Source organism: Atopobium sp. BS2 (assembly GCF_000565075.1).
Classification (GTDB): Bacteria; Actinomycetota; Coriobacteriia; order Coriobacteriales; family Atopobiaceae; genus Lancefieldella.
Window position 1 is genome coordinate 20,792 of sequence record NZ_JDFG01000001.1, and the last position, 19,691, is coordinate 40,482.

The following is a 19,691-nucleotide window of genomic DNA, read 5'->3' on the forward strand; positions in this document are numbered from 1 at the left end:
GACGTAATGACAATTAAGCACGAAAATAAAACTAGAGCATATTCAAGCGTTGCTTGTCCTTGTGTATTCTTAACACCTAGTTTGATTGCTCTAATAGATTCTTCGCATCTTGAGTGGATATGTGACATGTTGAGACCCTCCTTATCTCTCCTTGATCAGAAACAGTCACAAGTTCTGACCAATTTCCACCATTAACTAAACAGCCCCATACATTGCCGGCTATGTCTAAATATCCGGAATAAACAAGCACACAATCAGCTCTTTGCTGATAGCCCTCTAAAATACTCTGGGCTTCGTTTTGAATAGTTTCTTTACTATCTCTTTGCACGGAATTCTGTTTAAACAAATCTTCTGCTGCTGCATATGAGATTGGCTGTTCATTGGCTTTTTTGTCGTCTCTATTTTCATGAGTCTGCACATAGTCTGAGCTCGTATTTGATGAATGGTCCTGTTTTCTTGGTAATACGAGAAGTGCAGCAAATAGTAAACATACAGTGACAATAATGAACACAGAATAAGCAGCAGTGCTCTTTCTGCTCATAGAGAATTAATTCCCGATGTAATTGCTTCCCAAAGCTCAGAAATTTTACCTTTAAAAGCAATGATTGCGACAATCGCAATAACTACAAGTACGCCAACTAAAATTGCATACTCTGTAGTTCCCTGTCCGGATTCATCCTCTTTTAAGTCTCGAAGATACCTAAAAAATTGATATAAATACATCATCGTCTTTCCTTTCTCCTAAGAAGAAAATGCAGGCCCAAGCAAGGGACCTAAAATTGCAAGTAACATTGCTGGAACAATCAGCGTTCCTAGAGGGATGAGCATTTTAATTGGGATCTTTTCAATTTCCGTTTCTAACAGCGAACGCTGCTCATCGCGAAGAACTGAAGCTTGTCTATCTAATATTTCTGCAAGAGGAGTTCCAAAAGTAAGCGCTTCATTCACAACAGTCGCAAAGCTTTTAAGCGATGGAACTCCTACTTTTGCCGCCATCTGATTGAGTGCTTCTTCGCGAGTAGTAGCACCAAGCTTCCAAGTCATATGAGCATTTGAAAGCTCTCTCGATAATTCTCCAGATTCTCGCAAACAATACAGATCAAGCGCTGAATCAAAAGATAGCCCTGATGACAGCCCAAGAATCAAAATGTCAATCATTTCTGGCATCTCACGTAGGCATGATTTTCTTGTAAACTCAGACTTTGCCCGGAGGCTCATTCTCTTGTGACTTTTTATGCCTCTTATAATTTGCTGATAATAGCTATGGACATCAAAATGATTCAAATTGACGGGAACAACTAGGGCGAGAATACCTATGCATGTTGCAAATAATACGGAGCATAGTAAATCCATCACTTCATTACTCCTTTCATAATGCTTCGAATAATCAAAAGAGCAACGCAATCCATGACCATTGCAATTGATGTGCATATAACGCCCGATGGCGTAAATAAACCCTTTTGAAAGTCCGGCGATAGAAGCGACAAGACAATCAATAAAACAACTGGGAGAAGACATACAATTCGAGCAGATAATCTAACTTGAGCAGTCTTTGTTGCTATGAGCCTTTGATTCTTCTCTTGTAATTCAACTAACTCGGCAGTTTTCTGTAAAAGACTCTTAAGCGGAGACCCTGTTCTATGTGAAATTACTAAGGCGCTAGCCAGCAAATTAACACCTGGAGCATCCAACCTTTCTGCCAAGTCCTCAATAGCTTCTTCGATAGGAAAACCGCACTTGATTTGCATGTCAGCAATATAAAAATTTTCTGATACGACACCTTCTGTGTGTTTACTGACATATTCAATAGATTGTGAAAGTGTGAGACCTGATCCAAGAGCAACGGCGATTGTTCTAAAAATCGAAGGCATCATATGGGCGATTTCTAAAGCAGATTGATGCTTGGCATGTTCATATAGAAAATAAGGAACGAGAAATAACGAGAAAACACCGCAAAGCGTACCTATTGCAGACTCAAATAGAACACCAAGCAAGATGGATCCAGCTATGCCACTAATAAAAAACAGTACGAAAGCATCAGTGACTAAGGTAATCCCATATTTGTAAAGAAAACGATTACGTAGCTGCATTGATGTATAAGAAAAAGGTTCCCATTTGAGCAAGCGCTGGACAAAAGTGCTATTGCGTGCAAATTGAAAAAACTGAACTACATAACCTGTTACTCGTGCATTTATTTGAGAAACAGTTTTTTCCTCACCGTTGCATACAAGAAAATAAATAATTACTCCAAAAACACCTCCTGTGATTGAGGAAGTAAAGACATCCATGAAGTAACCTCCTTTTTATTGAGTATTCCTTCTTGTATTGCACGATTGATAAAAGAAGGAACTTTTACAAAAAGCCAACTTCTTTTCTGCGCGTCAAACGACACCACCTCTTGCACTTCAATTGATCCTGACGAAGACAAGGAGATTTCTGAAACGCTGGTCACATATCGTTTTCCATCAGGAAATCTTTGAGACATAACTATCAGATCAAGTGCAGTGGCAATCTGCTTTTCTATGATTTCTGCAGGTAAGTCCATTCCAAAACGAGCCATCAACACTAGGCGCAATATTGCCTCTTGAGCGGTTCCGGCATGCAATGTAGTTAAAGAACCGTCGTGACCTGTATTCATAGCCTGCAGCATATCAATGCACTCCTCCCCTCTTACCTCTCCTACTACAATGCGATCTGGCCTCATTCGGAGCGCGTTTCTCACCAATGATCTAATGGTTATTTCTCCTGTTCCTTCTATTGAGGCGGGCCGAGCCTCTAGCCTGACAACATTTGGATGCGAATCGAACTTAAGCTCCGCTGAATCCTCAATAGTGACAATTCTTTCTGACTTTGAAATTTCACATGAAAGTGCATTTAAAAGCGTAGTCTTACCGGATCCTGTTCCTCCAACAACCGCGATTCCCTGTCTGCACTTCACAGCCCAAGACAAAAATCTTGCAAGCCATTGAGGCAGCGATTTCATTTCCACTAGCCGGTCCAAAGAAGTAATTTTTCCAGTGAATCTTCGAATAGTTACTGAAGTACCATTCACTGCAACAGGACTTGCAACTGCATTAACACGGTCCCCATTCTCAAGTCGAGCGTCAACAATAGGACTTACCCTATCCAGCCTTCTTCCTAATGGAGACAAAATGCGATCCATAACAATCAAAATCTGCTCTTCAGAGTCAAAGACTGTTTTTGATTCAAATAGCTCGCCGTTTTTCTCGTAAAACAAATTGTTGCAGCCGTTAATCATAATTTCAGTAACATCTTTATCATTCAGTAATGGCTGAATTGGACCAAGACCGCACACCTCATTTATGACCTGTTCAATTGTTTCCTCATAGTCAACTGAACTAAAGAGCTCGTCCTTCTCTTCATTAACAATTGCCTCACAAGTAACTCTTAGTTCGTCTCTTACGCGATCGATATCACTGCCTGTTATAAGAGAAGAAACCGTGGAAAGCCCTAATCGAGAAACAAGTTTTTCTTTTAACTTCTTTCTAGCCTTCTGAAATACTTCTTTTTGGAGTAGTGAGTCATTCTCATCTTGCGCCTCAATTTGCTTAGCAACGCGTTCAAAGACAAGCATTAACCCACCTCCTTCCTCCTATTGAATAAGCTAAATGGCTTTTTCTCAGGAGCTACTTGCAGGGCAATCTGAGCCTCTCGCAGCTGTGGAAGAATGCCCAGCTCGTTAAGGAAATGTGCAAGTACAAAAGAAACCGACTGCGCAAATGAAGTTTCCTCTTGTAACAACACAGAAAGCTTTCCTTGCTGAATAAGCTCCTGAAACCCTGGTCCGCCTTCAAAAATCCTAAACATCTTTGCTGCTTCAAGACCAATTTCTGCCTTTCCAACAGAAAAGTCCTGTTTAACCTTTGGATTTGCTTTGTTTTCAAGTCGGATAATGCGAGTTCTTGCCACTCCAAGACGCACTGCAAGTCCACTTACTTTTGCTAAAGAATTAATGCACGTAAGAGGGTTCTCGGAGACAATTACCAGCCTATCTGCACATTGGGCCGCTTGAGCGTAGCAATCTGTTGAAGCGGTAGTAGTATCCACAAGTACCAAATCAACCAAACCAGAAACAGCTTGAAGAAAATTACTTACACAAGGAAATAACAACTCTGCCATTTCAGGTTTTACACAAGGGCCATAAAGATACAAATTTTTATTGATACAAGTTGCCTTTTCTAGAAGGTTCTCCTTTTCTGAAGGAACATCAGCGATAAGGTCAGAGAAGTCTTTTGGCTGCCTAATTCCAAGCTTTTCAAACGCATTTCCATAAGACAGGTCAAGATCAATTAATGCAACTTTTAAACCCCAAGAAGAAGCAAGCAGTGCCATTGAAGAAACAAGCGTGGTCTTTCCCACTCCTCCTCTTCCTGAAGTGAACGTAAGGATTGGAGCTTTTAAAGTCTTATCAAGAGGAATGAGGGATTGTAGATAGGTATTTAACTCTTGGATACTGGCAACATAATCTGAAGCTTCTGGTAAAGGCTGAGAAAGCCTGTCAGCCCCATACGATTGATATCCTCTTCCAACCTTTACCAGATCCCCTAATTCCATAGGGTCAATAACTAAGTCAACTCCTGCTTTAGCTGCTCTTGAACGAAGTGATCCAGATGCACCTGACCTTACCAACACCACACAGCGAGCATTTCCGTCTTTAACAATTGCAGCCGCTAGATTTATATCTGAAACATCGGAGCCTGTGTTACCAATTAAGACCGAATAATCTTGAGGAGTTGAACAGGCGACAATTGATCTAAGAGATGCTGCTGAATCGGCAAATTCACACCTATTGCTAATTCCCAAGTAAGTAAGAATGGCGCCAATCTCAACGCGTGCATCAAGACCTACATATGAGATCCACTTTTCTAACATCACGCTTCACCTCCTGGGCTAGTAGACGAATCTGCTTGTGATGCACTGTCGCTGTTTTGGTCGGCTGTTGAAGCAGCACTGTTCTCTGGCTGCACGCCTTCACTTGCAGGCGATGAGCTTGCTTGATCTGACTTGTCAGAAAGATCCTTTGAGTCTTCTTGCTCAACGAAGGAGTTGCTATTTACTAAATCCTGAGCGTTAATCTTTGACCCAGGAAGAGTAAATCGAAGTGTTCCTCGAGCGTATGCAGAAAGCACAGCAGGAACCTGTTCAGGAGTCAATCCAAGCGTTACGGAAGAAGAAGTGTAAAGAGTGCCTTCGGTGTCATCTGACAAGACCGCAATGTCCGAAGCAATGCAGGTAATGAGAGAATCGGTGACCTCATACGCTGCAAGCTTTGTACCAGCGCTGAGCCTCTCAGCAAGTCCGTACTTCTCGCCATGGGAAATAGTAAGACCAACAAGATTTTCTGGAATAGATATCTGAGAGGCAACAGATCGTAAGTGAAGAGAAACAACAGGCATGCCAACTCCAATAACAGATGAAACCGTTCGACCCATCACACTTTCCGGATTAGTAATTGCACCCTCCGGAATCAGATCAGAAATCCAGCTTTTTAACTGAGTGTTAGAAGATGAAAGGGTTTCTCCGGGTTCTATTTGTTTAGTGGCCACCAAAATTGAAGTAAGCTCACCGCCGTATTTTTGTATTGCCTCTGCTCGTGACTTCTCCGCTTCAGCGCGAACACTTTGCACGTATGCAAAGAAACAAAAACTGGCCAAAAGTGCGCTTAACACAGAAATTAAAATTCTTGTTTTCTTAGTCACTGTTTGTCCTCCCTCCATTTGCGATATATCGATTGTGCGCTCGAGTTGAGAAAGAAAGAGCAAAAACAAAAGATTTACCTGCACAAATATGTCAGGTAGCTGACGAGAATCTGACGCAAAGTAATAAGTTCGCTGGCTGCTGCGGTGACATAAAAAATAGGTAATTTAAATTTTTATCTAACTTGATATATAAAAATTTTTAGAACGTCATAGCCGCTACATTTTTGACAGTTTTACTAAATGATTTTCTAAGTGGTCTCCCTGACATATAAAACGAGGATTGACCCCCCTAATTAGCTAGGCAGGACCAACCCCGTTGGTCTCAATATAGCATATTTCCTGCTAGTTTAGCGAAAAACACCCTAGACAAGCCAGGGTGTTTTGAGGATTTACGCCGTTAAAGCTTAAAGCACAACATCAGGGTCGAGCGATTGCTGACTTTCTCGCATTTCTTTTGCCAAAGACAAATATGCTTTTAACTGCGGCTCTGTAATCTTGCCCTCGTGCAGAGCATCCTGAACACTACATCCAGGCTCATGCGTATGGGTGCAATCCCTAAACTTACACGTCTGAGCAGCTTCAGAGATATGCGGGAATATCTTCTGCAATCCCCTCTCATGACCCACAATAGGCAGACTTCTGAGGCCAGGTTCATCCACAATAACGCCAGCATCAGGAAGCGCTACCATGCGACGAGCAACTGTTGTATGACGGCCAGCCTTATCAGATTCGCGGACTTCTCCCGTTTCAAGTGCCTCATGTCCCAAAAGCGCATTCAGAAGCGTTGATTTACCAGCCCCTGATTCGCCAAGCACAATGGCCACGGAGCCGTAAGGAACAAGGCTACGAACAGCATCAATTCCCCACGCAGCCCCAAACTTTTGGGCAGTCTGAGCAAGATCTGCAAGTGCATCGGTTTTCTCGCCCTCAAGCTTTGAAGCTGTTGCAACAATCTTCACCGTAGAGCCAAGAGCTGCGGTGATAGAAGAAATCTCTTGAGCCAAAAGCTCCGGACCCGCTACATCTGACTTAGTAAGCACCACAGCACAGGCTGCACCGCAGTCTTTAGAGATAACCGCCGAGCGCACAATGCGATCAACCGAGACAGCTTCGCCGTCTAAGGCCTGTACCACAAGCACCAGGTCAACGTTTGCGGCCAAGGTCTGCTTTTGGCCACGAGCTCCGCCCTTCCAGCGAGCAATATCGGTCTCTCGTGGCAGAATGGCCTCGATGATGCCCATATCGTGCGAGTCCGGAATGCGAGCACATACCCAGTCACCAACGGCTACCGTGGAGTTCTGGCCCTTGGTCACGCGCGCAGCAAACTCGGCGCGAAACACTCCCTGCTCTGACACAACCGCAGGAAATCCCCTATCCAAGCGGACCACGCAGGCCATGGTTATCGTCTGGCGAGAAACCCCTTGAGCTTCAAGCTCAGATACGACGTCTGTATAAGCTTGCGTCTGATCCGACGATGGAGTCAGCTGCTCAAACGCTGGAACGTCCAGCAATGAAGAAAGGGCCGGCAGAGACCCTTGAGTCCTGCCGGCTCCTAGTTTTTTGGAACTTTTTGTACGCTTAGCGGACAAGAGTACTCCTCTACCTTATGCCTTGTTCTTTTGAACAGAACGCATAACAGCCTTATAAAGCTCCATCAGAGGAATGATAGATGCAGCTAAAAGCATTGCCATGGCGTACTCTTCAAAACCAATCTCAGCAAAGCCAAATGCCTGAGAAAGTGGTGTCTCAATTACCACAAAGGTAAGAATCAAAGACATAACAAAGGAACCCCACAGCCAAATGTTTTGGCTGGTTAGCTTGAAGATGGAACCACGCAGAGAACGCATGTTGAAGGAGTGGAACATCTCAACCATAGAAAGCGTCAAGAATGCCATGGTCATACCCTCAACGCCAGCCTCTGGGTTAGTAATAACCTGTGAGATATCAAAGGTTCCATACTCAAAGTAGTGACCAATAAAATAGCTGGCAAGAGTGAGAAGAGCAATGATAGAGCCCTGAACAAGGCAGTCAAAGCCAACGCCACCCGCAAAAATTCCGTCCTTAGGATTACGAGGCTTACGCTTCATAATGCCTGGTTCAGCCTTCTCGGTAGCCATAGCAAGAGCTGGCAGAGAGTCGGTGATCAGGTTAATCCACAGAAGGTGGGTAGGCTGAAGAATGGTAAAGCCAACCAGGGATGCAATAAAGACGGAAATAACCTCTGCAAGGTTGGAGCTCAAGAGGAACTGGATGCACTTACGAATGTTGTCGTAGATGCGTCTTCCCTCTTCGCATGCACTAATGATGGTGGCAAAGTTATCGTCTGCCAAAACCATATCTGCAACGCCCTTAGTGACATCGGTACCAGTAATACCCATACCAATACCAATATCGGCGCGTTTAATGGAAGGAGCATCGTTAACGCCGTCACCCGTCATGGCCGTAACCATGCCCTTCTTGCGCCAGGTATCAACAATGCGAACCTTGTGCTCAGGCTGAACACGTGCGTAAACGCCAATTGTCTCAATGCGCTGCTCAAACTCTTCATCAGAAATCTTATCAAGCTGTGCGCCGGTGATTGCCTGAGAGCGATCGGTAATAATGCCCAGCTCAACCGCAATAGCAACGGCTGTATTAATGTGGTCACCTGTAATCATAACGGTGCGCATACCAGCTTCATGAGCCTCTGCAACAGCACCCTTAACCTCAGGACGAACTGGGTCAATCATGCCAGAGAGTCCAACAAAGACCATGTCATGCTCAAGGTTAGCTGGGTCATAGCTCTGAGGAGCTTCTGTTCCCCAGTCACGACGAGCAGATGCCATAACGCGAAGAGCCTGGTCAGCCATGGACTTGTTCTGAGCCAAAATCTCAGAGCGGGCCTCATCGGTGAGGTCAATAATGCCATCACTTGTCATAATCTTGGTGCAGCGAGCAAGCACCTCATCAGGCGCACCTTTGGTGTGCTGTACAACTTTGCCAGAGCGAGTACGCACCACAACAGACATCATCTTACGAACAGAGTCAAAGGGCGCCTCGCCAATGCGAGGACGAGAAGAAGCAAGGTCACTTGTGGTGTATCCAAGTTTTGCAGCGTCTGCAACAAGAGCAGCTTCGGTTGGCTCACCCTTTGCAACCTGCTCCGCATCGTCCCAGGTAGCGTCACAGCACAGTGCCATGGTACGTACATGTGCATCAAGATTTTCTGTCTCATGACGGACAACAGTCATCTTGTTCTGGGTCAGAGTACCGGTCTTATCAGAGCAGATAACCTGAGTACAACCAAGGGTCTCAACTGCAGTAAGACGACGGACAATAGCGTGGCGCTCGCTCATTCTGGTAACGCCCATAGAAAGAACGATGGTAACAACAGCAACAAGACCCTCTGGAATTGCAGCTACTGCAAGAGAAACTGCAACCATAAACGTGCTTAGGATAAGGTCAAAGTTGCCAAGCATCTCGGCACCGTGCTTAATAAAACCTGTTGCAAAAACAAGCAGTGAGATGACAACAACAAGAATGGTAAGTGTATGTGAAAGCTTATCAAGCGCAATCTGAAGTGGAGTCTGTCCCTCTTCTGCCTGAGAAATTGCATCTGCAATCTTGCCCATCTCGGTGTCCATGCCTGTTGCAACAACAACTGCACGACCGCGTCCATAGACCACAATAGATCCGGAGTAGCACATATTCTTTCGGTCACCCAAAGGAATGTCATCGGTGTCTTCAGCAAGACTGAGGGTCTCAGCGTGTTTCTCGACAGGAACTGATTCGCCCGTGAGCGCAGACTCCTCCACCTTCATGGAGGCGCTCTCAAGAATGCGGCAATCAGCTGGGACAGAGTCACCCGCCTCAAGCAGGATGATATCGCCCACAACAAGCTCAGTTGAGGCAATCGTCTCAAGGCGGCCGTCCCTGATAACCTTGCTCTGAGCTGCGCTCATCTCTTGCAGAGCAGCAAGGGCTTCCTCGGCTTTGCCCTCCTGGACAACACCAAGAACAGAATTAATAACAACAACAAACAGAATAATTACGACGTCTGCAACTCCGCCTTCTCCGGTATAAATACCTTCAGCAGCAGAAATAGCAGCAGCAACAAGAAGCATGATGACCATAGGATCAGCCATCTGCGCAAAGAATCTTTTAATAATTGATTCTTTTGGAGCTTCTTTAAGCTTATTGAGGCCATAAGCCTCAAGACGTGAAGCTGCTTCTACATCAGACAATCCAGCTTCAACATCAGTTTTTTGCGCACTGATAACATCAGACGCACTTGAAAGATACTCTTTCAAAGTTCCTCCTGGGTTTCTACCTGACAGATTGATGCCCGATCATAATTCCCCAGGAGAGGGGCAAGGGCTCACCAAGGTTGCCGTGTCAGGACCTTACAACGTCCTATCATAGGACCTTACAATGCTCTATCATTTTACCGTATTCTTCTTTTTTTCAAACCTTATAAATATTTCTTAAAACTCCTGTTATGTGCCAAATAATTGTTATTCAAGGGGTACAATAAGCGCAGTACATAACAACATAAGCCAAACGTTAGTTTTGGCAAGGAGGCAGTTATGAAAATCCTGTTTTATGGTGCTCAAAGTTATGACAAGGATTCTTTCAACCTTGAGCTTCCAAAGTATCCAGATGTTTCAATCGACTACATTGAGTCAAACCTTACGCCTATGACCGCAGGCTTTGCTAAGGGTTATGATGCTGTCTGTGCTTTTGTTAATGCAGATGCTTCAATTCTGACTCTTGAGATTCTTGCCGGCTTTGACGTTAAGCTTCTACTTATGCGCTGCGCTGGCTTTGATGCTGTCGATGTTAACGCTGCTAAAGACCTTGGTATTACGGTTACGCGCGTACCTGCTTACTCCCCTGAGGCAATTGCAGAGCACGCAATGGGTCTTGCGCTTGCTGCTAACCGTCGTATTCACCGTGGCTACATCAGAATTCGCGAGAATAACTTCTCGCTTGTTGGCCTTGTTGGCGATACACTTCACGGTAAAACTGCCGGCATTGTTGGAACTGGTCGTATTGGCGCAGCACTTTGCCGTATCTGCAAAGGCTTTGGCATGCACGTCCTTGGCGCAGACCTCTATCCAAATATGAGCCTTGTCAATGACGAGCACGTTGTTGATGAGTATGTCAGCTACGATGAGCTCTGGGAGCGTTCGGACTTTATTTCACTCCACGCTTTCTTGAATGATGAGAGCTATCACATGATTAACGATAAGACCATCGGAAAGATGAAAGATGGTGTCATCCTCGTTAATACTGGTCGCGGTGGACTTATTGACACCAAGGCTCTTATTCGCGGCATTCTTTCTGGCAAAATTGGTGCTTGCGGCCTTGACGTTTATGAAGAAGAAAATCCAAACGTCTATAAGGATCGCGGTGCTGAGGTCTTCGACTCAGTTACTTCTACGCTTTGCTCCTTCCCTAACGTAGTTATGACCAGTCACCAGGCATTCTTTACACATGAAGCGCTCTCTCAGATTGCACAAGTTACGCTTGATAATGCAACTGCTTTTGCTGAAGGCACTGACTACGTTGATAAAAGTGTGGTTTGCTAAGCGCCAGAGAAACAATCGCTTCAAAAACGGTTACTATTGATATCTGAATGTGATTTCAATTCCTATGAAAAGGAGAGATATGGCTCGCAAAAAGACCAAGATTGTTTGTACTATGGGTCCTGCTACAGAAAGTGATGAGGTCCTTCGTGAGCTCATTCTTGCTGGCATGAACGTCGCACGTTTTAACTTCTCGCACGGTAGCCATGAGTATCACCGCACTATGATTGGTCGCGTTCGTTCTATCTCTGATGAGCTTGGTATTCCTATTGCTATCATGCTTGATACAAAGGGTCCTGAGGTTCGCACCGGTCTTCTCGAGGATGGCAAGAAGGTCACCCTTACTACTGGTGAGTCCGTCATTGTAACCACCGATGATGATGTCATTGGTAACGCTCAGCGCTTCTCGCTTGACTACAAGAATCTTCCAAAAGAGGTCAAGAAGGGCTCCATCATCCTTATTGATGACGGCCTCATTGGTCTTGAGGTTGATCACGTTGAGGGCACCGACATGCACTGCAAAATCATCAACGGCGGTGAGCTTGGCGAGAAGAAGGGCGTAAACGTTCCTAACGTCAACATTGGCCTTCCTTCCGTTACTGAGCAGGACCGCGCAGACATCATGTTTGGTTGCGAGCTTGGTATTGACGCAATTGCTGCTTCCTTCATCCGTGATGGCGCTGCAGTTGAGGAGATTCGTAACATCTGCCGTGAGATGGGCACTCCTAACGTACAGATTTTCCCTAAGATTGAGTCTGCTCTTGGCGTAAAGAACTTTGACGAGATTCTTGCAGCTTCTAACGGCATCATGGTTGCCCGTGGTGACCTTGGTGTTGAGGTTCCTGCAGCTGAGGTTCCTCACATCCAGAAGACTGTCATCAAGAAGTGCAACGATGCCTACAAGCCTGTCATCACCGCAACTCAGATGCTTGATTCTATGATTCGTAACCCTCGCCCAACCCGTGCAGAGGTTACCGACGTTGCTAACGCAATCTACGACGGCACTGACTGCGTCATGCTTTCTGGTGAGTCCGCAGCTGGTAAGTACCCTGTTGAGGCAGTAAAGACTATGGCTTCCATCTGCAAGGAGACCGAGAAGTACCTGCCAGTCAAGGATGTTTATCACCAGCGTGAGGGCCTTAAGAATGTCAATGGCGCTACTGGCTTTGCTGCAGTTGATATGGCAATCCGTGTTGACGCAAAGTGCATCATCTGCCCAACACACTCCGGCCGTACCGCTCGCCTTGTTTCTAACTTCCGTCCAAAGCGTCCTCTGTATGCAATGTCTCCATCCGATGAGGCAGTTCGTCGCACTTGCTTCTATTGGGGCGTCTATGCATTCAAGACCTCTGAGCAGGGCACGCTTTCTAACACCATGTACAACGCTTTGAACATTGCAAAGGAAGTTGGTGTTGTTGAGACCGGTGACATTGTTGTTCTGACTGCTGGCGATCCTCATACCAGCCCACGTCTTGGTGACTACACCACTTCAACTAATGTTGCTATGATTTGCCAGGTTCAGTAAACCGCATTTCAGCTTTAACGTTATATGCACCCAAGCACAAGCTTGGGTGCATATTTTTTACGTGGGATATTTTTAGCGTCTTGCCAGCAGTTAGGCAATCTTCCAGCCGACGGTTTTCTCGCGCATGTTAACAAAATCAGCGTAGATGCCGCCTTCTGCCATCAGTGACTCGTGAGTGCCTCTTTGCACAATACGGCCCTTATCCAGGACAAGTATCTGATTTGCATTACGCACTGTCTTGAGGCGATGGGCAATCATAATAACGGTCTTAGACTTGGTGAGTTCTGCGATTGCACGCTGAAGTTCAAGCTCGTTTTCTGGATCAACATTAGCTGTTGCCTCATCAAGTACCACGATTGGTGCATCTTTTAAGATAGCGCGCGCAATAGAAAGACGCTGGCGCTCACCACCAGAAAGCATTGAACCGCCTTCACCTAAACGTGTCTCGTAGCCATTAGGTAATGCCTCAATAAACTCCTCACAACAAGCACGCTTAGCTGCGTCAACTACTTGCTCATGAGTTGCACTTGGATTACCAAACTTGATGTTGTTCTCAATGGTGTCATCAAAAAGGAATACTCCCTGAAAAACGGTAGAGAAATTTTGCAGGAGTGCATCAACTTTGTAGTCGCGCACATCGCGTCCACCAAGTGTCACTTGACCTGCATTTACATCCCAAAAACGCTCAATAAGGCGGACAAGCGTTGTTTTGCCCGAACCACTTGGGCCCACAATGGCACAAGAGGTTCCTGCGGGAATAGAAAGACTAACATCCTCAAGAATTTGCCGGTCATCGTAGCCAAACGAAACATGAGAAAGCTCAATATCGCAGGATGCTGTTTTCTCAAGACCTTCTCCCTCCTCCATTGCGGGGGTGGCGAGAATAGCGTTTGTTTGCTCCATTGCAATTTCAAGATTGCGCAGAATAGTTGAGAAACGACCAGCAGATTCTAGACGACTAAACAACATAAATGACATCACTACTACGGTTAAACACGCAGCTGTATCAAGTGTTCCAGAGAGCCATAAACCAACTGATACCAGACACATGATAATACTGGTAGCCTTGGAGATGACCATTTGCAAAACTGAGAAATGAAGAGCCTTAAGCTCGAGGTTAAGCGCTTGAACGCGACAATCGCCAACTGCCTTGGCATATTTTCCTTCAGCATCATCAATAAGAGAAAACGCCCTTACTACACTGATGCCGCGGACATATTCAAGAACAGCGCTGATTAAGGTGGTATTAGCAGCTACATACTTATCTGATACATTGCGCACGTAGGCCTGGAGCAGCTCCATAGTAATGCAGAAAAGAACAAATGTAGCCGCAGTTATAAGTCCTAGTTGCCAACAAAACACAAACAAGAACGCAACAATAATTGCGGTTAAAGCTAATCCTCCAACAACCATCATATACAGTAGGCCACCAAGACTTTGCATTACATCCAGTTGATTGGTCATAACAGCTGTTACTTCTCCCAGGCTATTCTCGTTAAAATAACCCATAGGAAGGCGGCGCAGTGTGTCTCCTATTTCCGCGCGCTTGGTACCAGCCATACTAAAATTAGCATCACAGAAATTCTCACTCTTAAAATGAGCGCAAATGAACGCTCCTATAATGCTTAGAAGCATAACTCCCAGCGCAGAAAATATCGTCTGAGTTGAGAGTGTATCCGTAGTAAGAGCAGTAAAAACAATCCAAAGCGCCGTTATTTGTACGCCTTCAAAGAGACAGCCAAGAACGGTAAAGAACAGGCCCTTATGGAGTTTCTGGCGATAAGAACTTCCAAACTGAAAGTACATTTTTAAGACAGATAACATTGCTACTCCCCTCCTTAAGCCTCATCAAGTGCGCCAATATGAGCGCGATACATGGTTGCATAGAGCGGACATGTCTCCATAAGCTGCTCGTGAGTACCCTCAGCTTCAATGGAGCCATCATTAACAACAACAATTTTGTCGGCATTTTGTACAGTAGAAAGGCGGTGCGCGATAACCACCAGCGTTTTACCAGCCACCAGCTTTGCAACTGCAGATTCAACCTCTGCTTCTGATTCTGGATCCGCGTAGGCTGTTGCTTCGTCGAGCATGATAATAGGCGCATTTTTGAGCATAGCTCGAGCAATTGCCACGCGCTGACGCTCGCCACCAGAAAGGTGACCTCCCGAGCCTCCTACAACCGTTTGATAGCCATGAGGAAGCGATTGGATAAAGTTATGGCAGCCAGAAGCTTTTGCGCAAGCAATTACCTCTTCATCAGTAGCGTCTTTTTTGCCCATCCTGATGTTTTCCATAATGGTCTCATCAAAAAGGTAACTATCTTGATCAACGTAAGCTACAAGGTCCGCGAGTTGAGATGGAGCGCAGGAGCGAATATCTTGTCCTCCAATAGAAACAGACCCTCCATTTGGATCCCAGAAACCTGCGATAAGCCGTGCAACAGTAGACTTACCTGATCCACTTGGTCCAACAAGTGCCGTAACTTGTCCTGGCTCAATATCTAAAGTAATCCCATGGATTACTTCATTGCTTCCGTACGAGAAACGAACATCACTCAGTTTAATTTCAGTGCCCTCAAGCGTACAAGGGACCTCGGCTCTAACCTGATCTGGGTAGTTCAATACCTCAGAGATTTCTTTGACAACAGAACCTACCTGTGCAAGGGAATCCATAAAGCTCATCGCTTCAAAGAGCGGCTGAAAAATACCTAAAGAAAGCACGGCACACATAACAAAAGTAGAAGGAGAAAGAGTTCCCTGAAGCACAAACAAGCATCCAAGGGGTAATACCGTTACTAACGTTGCAGGAGCAATTGACAGCATGGCATCCTGCCAGATTTGGCAGTGACTCATCCAATCAATAAAAGCATGGGCAGAGGCATAAACAGCCTTTGAGAACTTATCATAAGAACTTGCGGACTGTCCAAAAGCCTTAATTACCTCAATTCCTGAAACGTACTCAACAGAGGCATTATTCATCTCTTTACCAGTTACGATAGTATTCTGATACCAATACTCATAGTCCTTCATCATGCCTGATAAACAAGCAAGTCCCACAATTATGGTCAGCAATGCAGCAAGAGCAAGACGCCAGTCTAAAACAACGAGGTACACAAAAACCGCAAAAGCAGCTGTAAGGTTTGAAGTAAGTTCAGGAACTGCATGGGCAAGGGTGGTTTCAATACTATCGATCTTCTCGACTAACAGGCGTTTGAGAGAGCCCGAAGGAGTATCAAGCACATATCCCATGGGGATAGTTGTTAGCTTCTTTGCCACTCGGGTGCGCATGTTTGCAATTGTTGCAAACGTTGCCTTATGAGAAACGATAGTTGAAAGGTGGTGGAAGATAATCTTTATCAAGTAGCTGAGACCTGCTATAAGTCCCCAATACAGGTAAAACGGCCATTCTTGAATTCCATTAAAGATACCAACCACCATGTTGCCTGCGGCAACGTAGGGAACCATTCCTCCCAAAACGCCAATAATAGCAAGGATGACAGAAAGCGCGTACATACTTTTTCTGTCTGACCACTCGAGCAATACTGCAACAGGATTTACTTCAGATTGCTGAGGATCCTGTTTTGTATTTTGGTTGGGCTCAGTAGCTTGAACACTTTGGTTCTGACGATTTGCCATACCCACACCGCCTCCTGCCACAAACTCACAATGTAGTGTCTGTTATTCAGGCTGGCTTTGACAGAGAAAGCAAGTCTTCAACTGCCATAAGTTAGCTATATATAACTATTTAATAGTTTCACACTGCTGAATAGCTAAAACAAGCTAGTTTTATAAGTAATCGGTAAGTGGTAAGCGCGCTGCCTGTAATTGAGGCGTGTAAACAATCCCATTAAAATACTTATGAAAGCTTAATCTAACCTCAATAATTGGTTAATCTTTATAAGAGACCATGTATCACGAAGACGAGAGGCGTCTTTAACATCTCGAAAGGAAGCTGATCATGGAAAAGCTAGAAAAGGTTGAGGTAATTCGCGAGAAGTGCGGCGTAAGCTACGAGGACGCAAAGGCAGCACTTGACGCTTGTGATGATAATGTTCTTGATGCAATTATTTGGCTCGAGAAGCAGGGCAAGTCCACTAAGCAGACTGCAAACTATACTACTGAGCCAGCTGCACAGTCAGACGTTTCTCCAGAAATGGAAGCAGCTCAAATTGCCTACCAAGAATCAAGCAAGAAGTCTGATTTCTCAGAGAATATGTCTTCTCTTTGGGAAAAGTGCAAGGAACTCTTCCATAAGAGTGTAGAAGCAAAATTTATTGTTACTCGTCGTGGCGAGCAATTCATGGCCATGCCAGTAATTATTCCGATTGTTGGTCTATTCCTCTGGGGTGCTACATTCTGGCTGCTCATCATTGGTCTGTTCTTTGAAATGCGCTATCACATCCAGGGAGCTTATCCTATTGTTGTTGATGTAAATGAGGCAATGGATAAGGCTGCAGATGCAGCGGGTTCCATCAAAAAAGATGTTATCGACAAAAAATAAAATGCAATTGGTTCCAAACCTAAAATAGAAAACTTCGATATTTAGGCGAGAAAATGATTAAGGTTCTTATCGTTGAAGATGAAGAAAAAATTGCGCGCTTTATAGAACTCGAGCTTAAACATGAGGGCTATGAAGTAGACAAAGCTCTTGACGGAAGAACCGGAGCTGAAAAAGCACTGTCAAATGACTACGACCTTATCTTGCTTGATGTACTTCTCCCCCAGCTGAACGGTCTAGAAGTTCTTAGAAGGATTCGTCGCGAGAAAAACACGCCAACTATCATGCTTACCGCTCGTGATTCGGTTATGGATAAAGTGGCTGGTCTGGATGCGGGGGCAGACGACTACCTCACCAAACCTTTTGCGATAGAGGAGCTTCTCGCCCGCATTCGAGTGGCCCTTAAGCATCATGAGACAGACAGTTTAAACTCCCCGACAATTCCTCAAACAGCTGCTACAAGCACCTTTACAATTAAAGATGTCTCGCTTGATGTTGATCGTAGAGAAGTCTGTGTCAAGAACGATTCAATCGAACTTACTACTAAGGAATTTGAAGTCCTCCGTACGCTCATGGAACACGCTGGTGTTGTTATGAGCCGTGAGCGTATTGCTTCTGAAGCCTTGGGTTATGAGTTTGCCGGAGAAACTAATAACGTGGATGTACATATTGCCCATCTACGTGCAAAAATTGACGACCGCTATAACATCAAGCTAATTACTACTGTTCGTGGAGTCGGATATGTCATCAGAGAAGCATAACCAGTCCACCATACAAGAGCATAAAAAGCCTTTCTTTACTCCCTCTGATTCGTCGACAGCTGGAGTAATTACCTGGGGATTTTGGTGGCGTAAGATGATGAATTACGTCGGCTTTAATCTCTTTTTACTGGTAAATATTGCTCTGATTTTTATTTATACGTATAACCAGCATGTTCCACAAGGTACTTTTTACCTAGGATTTTTCCCTACTGAGTCTCACTCTATTTCTCTTACTGGATTCACTTTCTTACACGGACTCTCAAGCCTAAAATACATTGTTCATGGCCCTACTTTTGGCGCCAAAATATTTGATTTAGGCGTAGACTTAGCTCGTTTCTGGCCCATGTATATTGCAATTCTTATCTGGGAAATCATTGATCTGTTGTCATTCTTCGGTGATATGCGCCGTGTCAGAAGAGCTCTTCAGCCCCTCAATACACTTGCACTTAAAGCCGACCAACTGGTAAATAGTGATGTTCTTTCTACCGAAGCTACAACAAATGACATCTTGGTCAAAAGCGAGAAAATAAGGAGTCTTGAACAGGCAATTGAAGAAGCCAATATCAACGCTCCAAAGATTCAAACAGGTGACCAAGACCTGGCAAGTATTGAGATTGCCTTGAATAAATTGCTTCAACGTATGCAAGAAGCAAAATTGCAACAGATGCGCTTTGTCAACGATGCCAGCCACGAGCTTCGAACGCCTATAGCTGTTATCCGAGGTTATACTGACATGCTGGATCGCTGGGGTAAGACGGACGAGGCTGTACTAGATGAGTCTATCGCTGCACTCAAATCCGAGAGCGAACACATGCATGACCTTGTTGAGCAGCTCCTCTTCTTAGCACGCGGAGACGCAGGAAGAAATACCCTCACAAAGACTAAGCTCAATCTTGCACGGATAACTTCTGAGGTCTGTGAAGAGTCGGAGATGATTGATCCAGATCATCAGTATGTGCTGAAATTTGATCAGAGTACACAAACAGACGATTGCTATCAGGTGCTTGCTGATACCGCAATGATTAAGCAGTCTATCCGTATCATCGTGCAAAATGCTGCTCGATATTCTGCTGCTCAGACCACCATTTCTTTTAATGTCGCGTATGACGAGAAAACCGTTCAAGTTTCAATCGAAGATGAAGGTATGGGCATGTCCGAGACAGCAGCCGCTCATATTTTTGAGAGATTCTGGAGAGCCGACAACGCTCGTATTGAAAGCAACGAGGGTTCTGGACTTGGCTTATCCATTGCTAAATGGATTGTCGATAATCATGACGGCTCTATTGAGGTACTTTCACGCGAAGGTGTAGGCACACGTTTTACCATCGTTTTACCTCGAGAGATGTCATAGTGAACTCAAAAGAGCGTCTACAAGTAAAAGGTCCTTCTCGCCAGTCGTGAACTACCTCCCATTTCTTGGACATAAGAAATGGGAGGTAGTTCATATACGGGTAATTATGATTCTGCAGCGTGTTAGCGTCGGCTTTTAGGCCTGGCGCACAAAATAGCGCAGCTTTGGTAGGTTTTGCCGAAGAATCGACATGTTCCTAATCAAGATAGCTAGGCAGCTAGGCGGTCGCACTGCCTGATATGCATCTCTATGCATAAACTTCATCTA

General features: G+C 44.9%; 16 protein-coding genes. 5 read left to right on the forward strand and 11 right to left on the reverse strand.

Annotated elements, in window-relative coordinates; all coding sequences use genetic code 11:
* Positions 1-76 precede the first annotated feature (76 nt).
* The 9 genes from HMPREF1492_RS00100 to HMPREF1492_RS00140 all read right to left on the reverse strand — a co-directional run bounded on the left by HMPREF1492_RS00100 (position 77) and on the right by HMPREF1492_RS00140 (position 10,009).
* On the reverse strand, positions 77-541 hold the full coding sequence (locus HMPREF1492_RS00100; RefSeq protein WP_035427884.1) for a hypothetical protein: 465 nt from the start codon (positions 539-541) through the stop codon (positions 77-79).
* Complete coding sequence (locus HMPREF1492_RS00105; RefSeq protein ID WP_035434748.1) at positions 538-726, reverse strand: Flp family type IVb pilin; 189 nt, start codon at positions 724-726, stop codon at positions 538-540. The genes HMPREF1492_RS00100 and HMPREF1492_RS00105 overlap by 4 nt, the downstream gene beginning before the upstream one ends.
* 15 nt (positions 727-741) lie before the next feature.
* Positions 742-1,353, reverse strand: coding sequence for a type II secretion system F family protein (locus HMPREF1492_RS00110; RefSeq protein ID WP_051479301.1), 612 nt, complete (start codon positions 1,351-1,353; stop codon positions 742-744).
* Positions 1,353-2,288: a type II secretion system F family protein gene (locus tag HMPREF1492_RS00115; RefSeq protein ID WP_232215500.1), complete on the reverse strand. Its 936-nt coding sequence runs from the start codon at positions 2,286-2,288 to the stop codon at positions 1,353-1,355. The genes HMPREF1492_RS00110 and HMPREF1492_RS00115 overlap by 1 nt, the downstream gene beginning before the upstream one ends.
* The gene (locus HMPREF1492_RS00120; protein ID WP_035434749.1) at positions 2,243-3,595 is read right to left on the reverse strand and encodes a TadA family conjugal transfer-associated ATPase; all 1,353 of its coding nucleotides are present in this window, start codon (positions 3,593-3,595) and stop codon (positions 2,243-2,245) included. Before HMPREF1492_RS00120 ends, HMPREF1492_RS00115 begins: the two co-directional genes overlap by 46 nt.
* On the reverse strand, positions 3,595-4,893 hold the full coding sequence (locus tag HMPREF1492_RS00125) for a CpaE/TadZ family protein (protein ID WP_035434750.1): 1,299 nt from the start codon (positions 4,891-4,893) through the stop codon (positions 3,595-3,597). Before HMPREF1492_RS00125 ends, HMPREF1492_RS00120 begins: the two co-directional genes overlap by 1 nt.
* Complete coding sequence (cpaB, locus tag HMPREF1492_RS00130) at positions 4,893-5,720, reverse strand: Flp pilus assembly protein CpaB (RefSeq protein ID WP_051479302.1); 828 nt, start codon at positions 5,718-5,720, stop codon at positions 4,893-4,895. Before cpaB ends, HMPREF1492_RS00125 begins: the two co-directional genes overlap by 1 nt.
* 404 nt (positions 5,721-6,124) lie before the next feature.
* On the reverse strand, positions 6,125-7,309 hold the full coding sequence (gene rsgA / locus HMPREF1492_RS00135; protein WP_035434751.1) for a ribosome small subunit-dependent GTPase A: 1,185 nt from the start codon (positions 7,307-7,309) through the stop codon (positions 6,125-6,127).
* A 15-nt stretch (positions 7,310-7,324) separates the two neighbouring features.
* Positions 7,325-10,009, reverse strand: coding sequence for a cation-translocating P-type ATPase (locus HMPREF1492_RS00140; protein WP_035434752.1), 2,685 nt, complete (start codon positions 10,007-10,009; stop codon positions 7,325-7,327).
* A 276-nt stretch (positions 10,010-10,285) separates the two neighbouring features.
* On the opposite strand from HMPREF1492_RS00140, the gene HMPREF1492_RS00145 reads away from it, so the two are divergent.
* Both HMPREF1492_RS00145 and pyk read left to right on the forward strand, forming a co-directional pair.
* Positions 10,286-11,290 (forward strand): 2-hydroxyacid dehydrogenase, encoded by a 1,005-nt coding sequence (locus tag HMPREF1492_RS00145; RefSeq protein ID WP_035432414.1) that lies wholly within the window; start codon positions 10,286-10,288, stop codon positions 11,288-11,290.
* A 79-nt stretch (positions 11,291-11,369) separates the two neighbouring features.
* Positions 11,370-12,812, forward strand: coding sequence for a pyruvate kinase (gene pyk, locus HMPREF1492_RS00150; RefSeq protein ID WP_035432415.1), 1,443 nt, complete (start codon positions 11,370-11,372; stop codon positions 12,810-12,812).
* A 90-nt stretch (positions 12,813-12,902) separates the two neighbouring features.
* Here pyk and HMPREF1492_RS00155 read toward each other — a convergent pair whose 3' ends face one another.
* Positions 12,903-14,636, reverse strand: coding sequence for an ABC transporter ATP-binding protein (locus HMPREF1492_RS00155; protein ID WP_035434754.1), 1,734 nt, complete (start codon positions 14,634-14,636; stop codon positions 12,903-12,905).
* Positions 14,637-14,650: 14 nt separating this feature from the next.
* Positions 14,651-16,450 (reverse strand): ABC transporter ATP-binding protein, encoded by a 1,800-nt coding sequence (locus HMPREF1492_RS00160; protein ID WP_035434771.1) that lies wholly within the window; start codon positions 16,448-16,450, stop codon positions 14,651-14,653.
* Positions 16,451-16,772: 322 nt separating this feature from the next.
* Here HMPREF1492_RS00160 and HMPREF1492_RS00165 point away from each other — a divergent pair, with 322 nt between their 5' ends.
* The 3 genes from HMPREF1492_RS00165 to HMPREF1492_RS00175 are packed head-to-tail and all read left to right on the forward strand — an operon-like array spanning position 16,773 to position 19,424.
* Positions 16,773-17,315 carry a DUF4342 domain-containing protein gene (locus tag HMPREF1492_RS00165; protein ID WP_035434755.1) on the forward strand — a complete coding sequence of 181 codons (543 nt, stop codon included), beginning with the start codon at positions 16,773-16,775 and terminating at the stop codon, positions 17,313-17,315.
* A gap of 53 nt (positions 17,316-17,368) precedes the next feature.
* Positions 17,369-18,073 (forward strand): response regulator transcription factor, encoded by a 705-nt coding sequence (locus HMPREF1492_RS00170; protein ID WP_035434763.1) that lies wholly within the window; start codon positions 17,369-17,371, stop codon positions 18,071-18,073.
* Positions 18,054-19,424 carry a sensor histidine kinase gene (locus HMPREF1492_RS00175; protein WP_035434764.1) on the forward strand — a complete coding sequence of 457 codons (1,371 nt, stop codon included), beginning with the start codon at positions 18,054-18,056 and terminating at the stop codon, positions 19,422-19,424. The genes HMPREF1492_RS00170 and HMPREF1492_RS00175 overlap by 20 nt, the downstream gene beginning before the upstream one ends.
* Positions 19,425-19,691 lie beyond the last annotated feature (267 nt).

Excerpts from the sequence above, each read along its gene's own strand:
- HMPREF1492_RS00100 (WP_035427884.1), bottom strand. The coding sequence starts at position 541 with ATGAGCAGAAAGAGCACTGCTGCTTATTCTGTGTTCATTATTGTCACT.
- HMPREF1492_RS00105 (WP_035434748.1), bottom strand. The coding sequence starts at position 726 with ATGATGTATTTATATCAATTTTTTAGGTATCTTCGAGACTTAAAAGAG.
- HMPREF1492_RS00110 (WP_051479301.1), bottom strand. The coding sequence starts at position 1,353 with ATGGATTTACTATGCTCCGTATTATTTGCAACATGCATAGGTATTCTC.
- HMPREF1492_RS00115 (WP_232215500.1), bottom strand. The coding sequence starts at position 2,288 with ATGGATGTCTTTACTTCCTCAATCACAGGAGGTGTTTTTGGAGTAATT.
- HMPREF1492_RS00120 (WP_035434749.1), bottom strand. The coding sequence starts at position 3,595 with ATGCTTGTCTTTGAACGCGTTGCTAAGCAAATTGAGGCGCAAGATGAG.
- HMPREF1492_RS00125 (WP_035434750.1), bottom strand. The coding sequence starts at position 4,893 with ATGTTAGAAAAGTGGATCTCATATGTAGGTCTTGATGCACGCGTTGAG.
- HMPREF1492_RS00145 (WP_035432414.1), top strand. The coding sequence starts at position 10,286 with ATGAAAATCCTGTTTTATGGTGCTCAAAGTTATGACAAGGATTCTTTC.
- pyk (WP_035432415.1), top strand. The coding sequence starts at position 11,370 with ATGGCTCGCAAAAAGACCAAGATTGTTTGTACTATGGGTCCTGCTACA.
- HMPREF1492_RS00155 (WP_035434754.1), bottom strand. The coding sequence starts at position 14,636 with ATGTTATCTGTCTTAAAAATGTACTTTCAGTTTGGAAGTTCTTATCGC.
- HMPREF1492_RS00160 (WP_035434771.1), bottom strand. The coding sequence starts at position 16,450 with ATGGCAAATCGTCAGAACCAAAGTGTTCAAGCTACTGAGCCCAACCAA.
- HMPREF1492_RS00165 (WP_035434755.1), top strand. The coding sequence starts at position 16,773 with ATGGAAAAGCTAGAAAAGGTTGAGGTAATTCGCGAGAAGTGCGGCGTA.
- HMPREF1492_RS00170 (WP_035434763.1), top strand. The coding sequence starts at position 17,369 with ATGATTAAGGTTCTTATCGTTGAAGATGAAGAAAAAATTGCGCGCTTT.
- HMPREF1492_RS00175 (WP_035434764.1), top strand. The coding sequence starts at position 18,054 with ATGTCATCAGAGAAGCATAACCAGTCCACCATACAAGAGCATAAAAAG.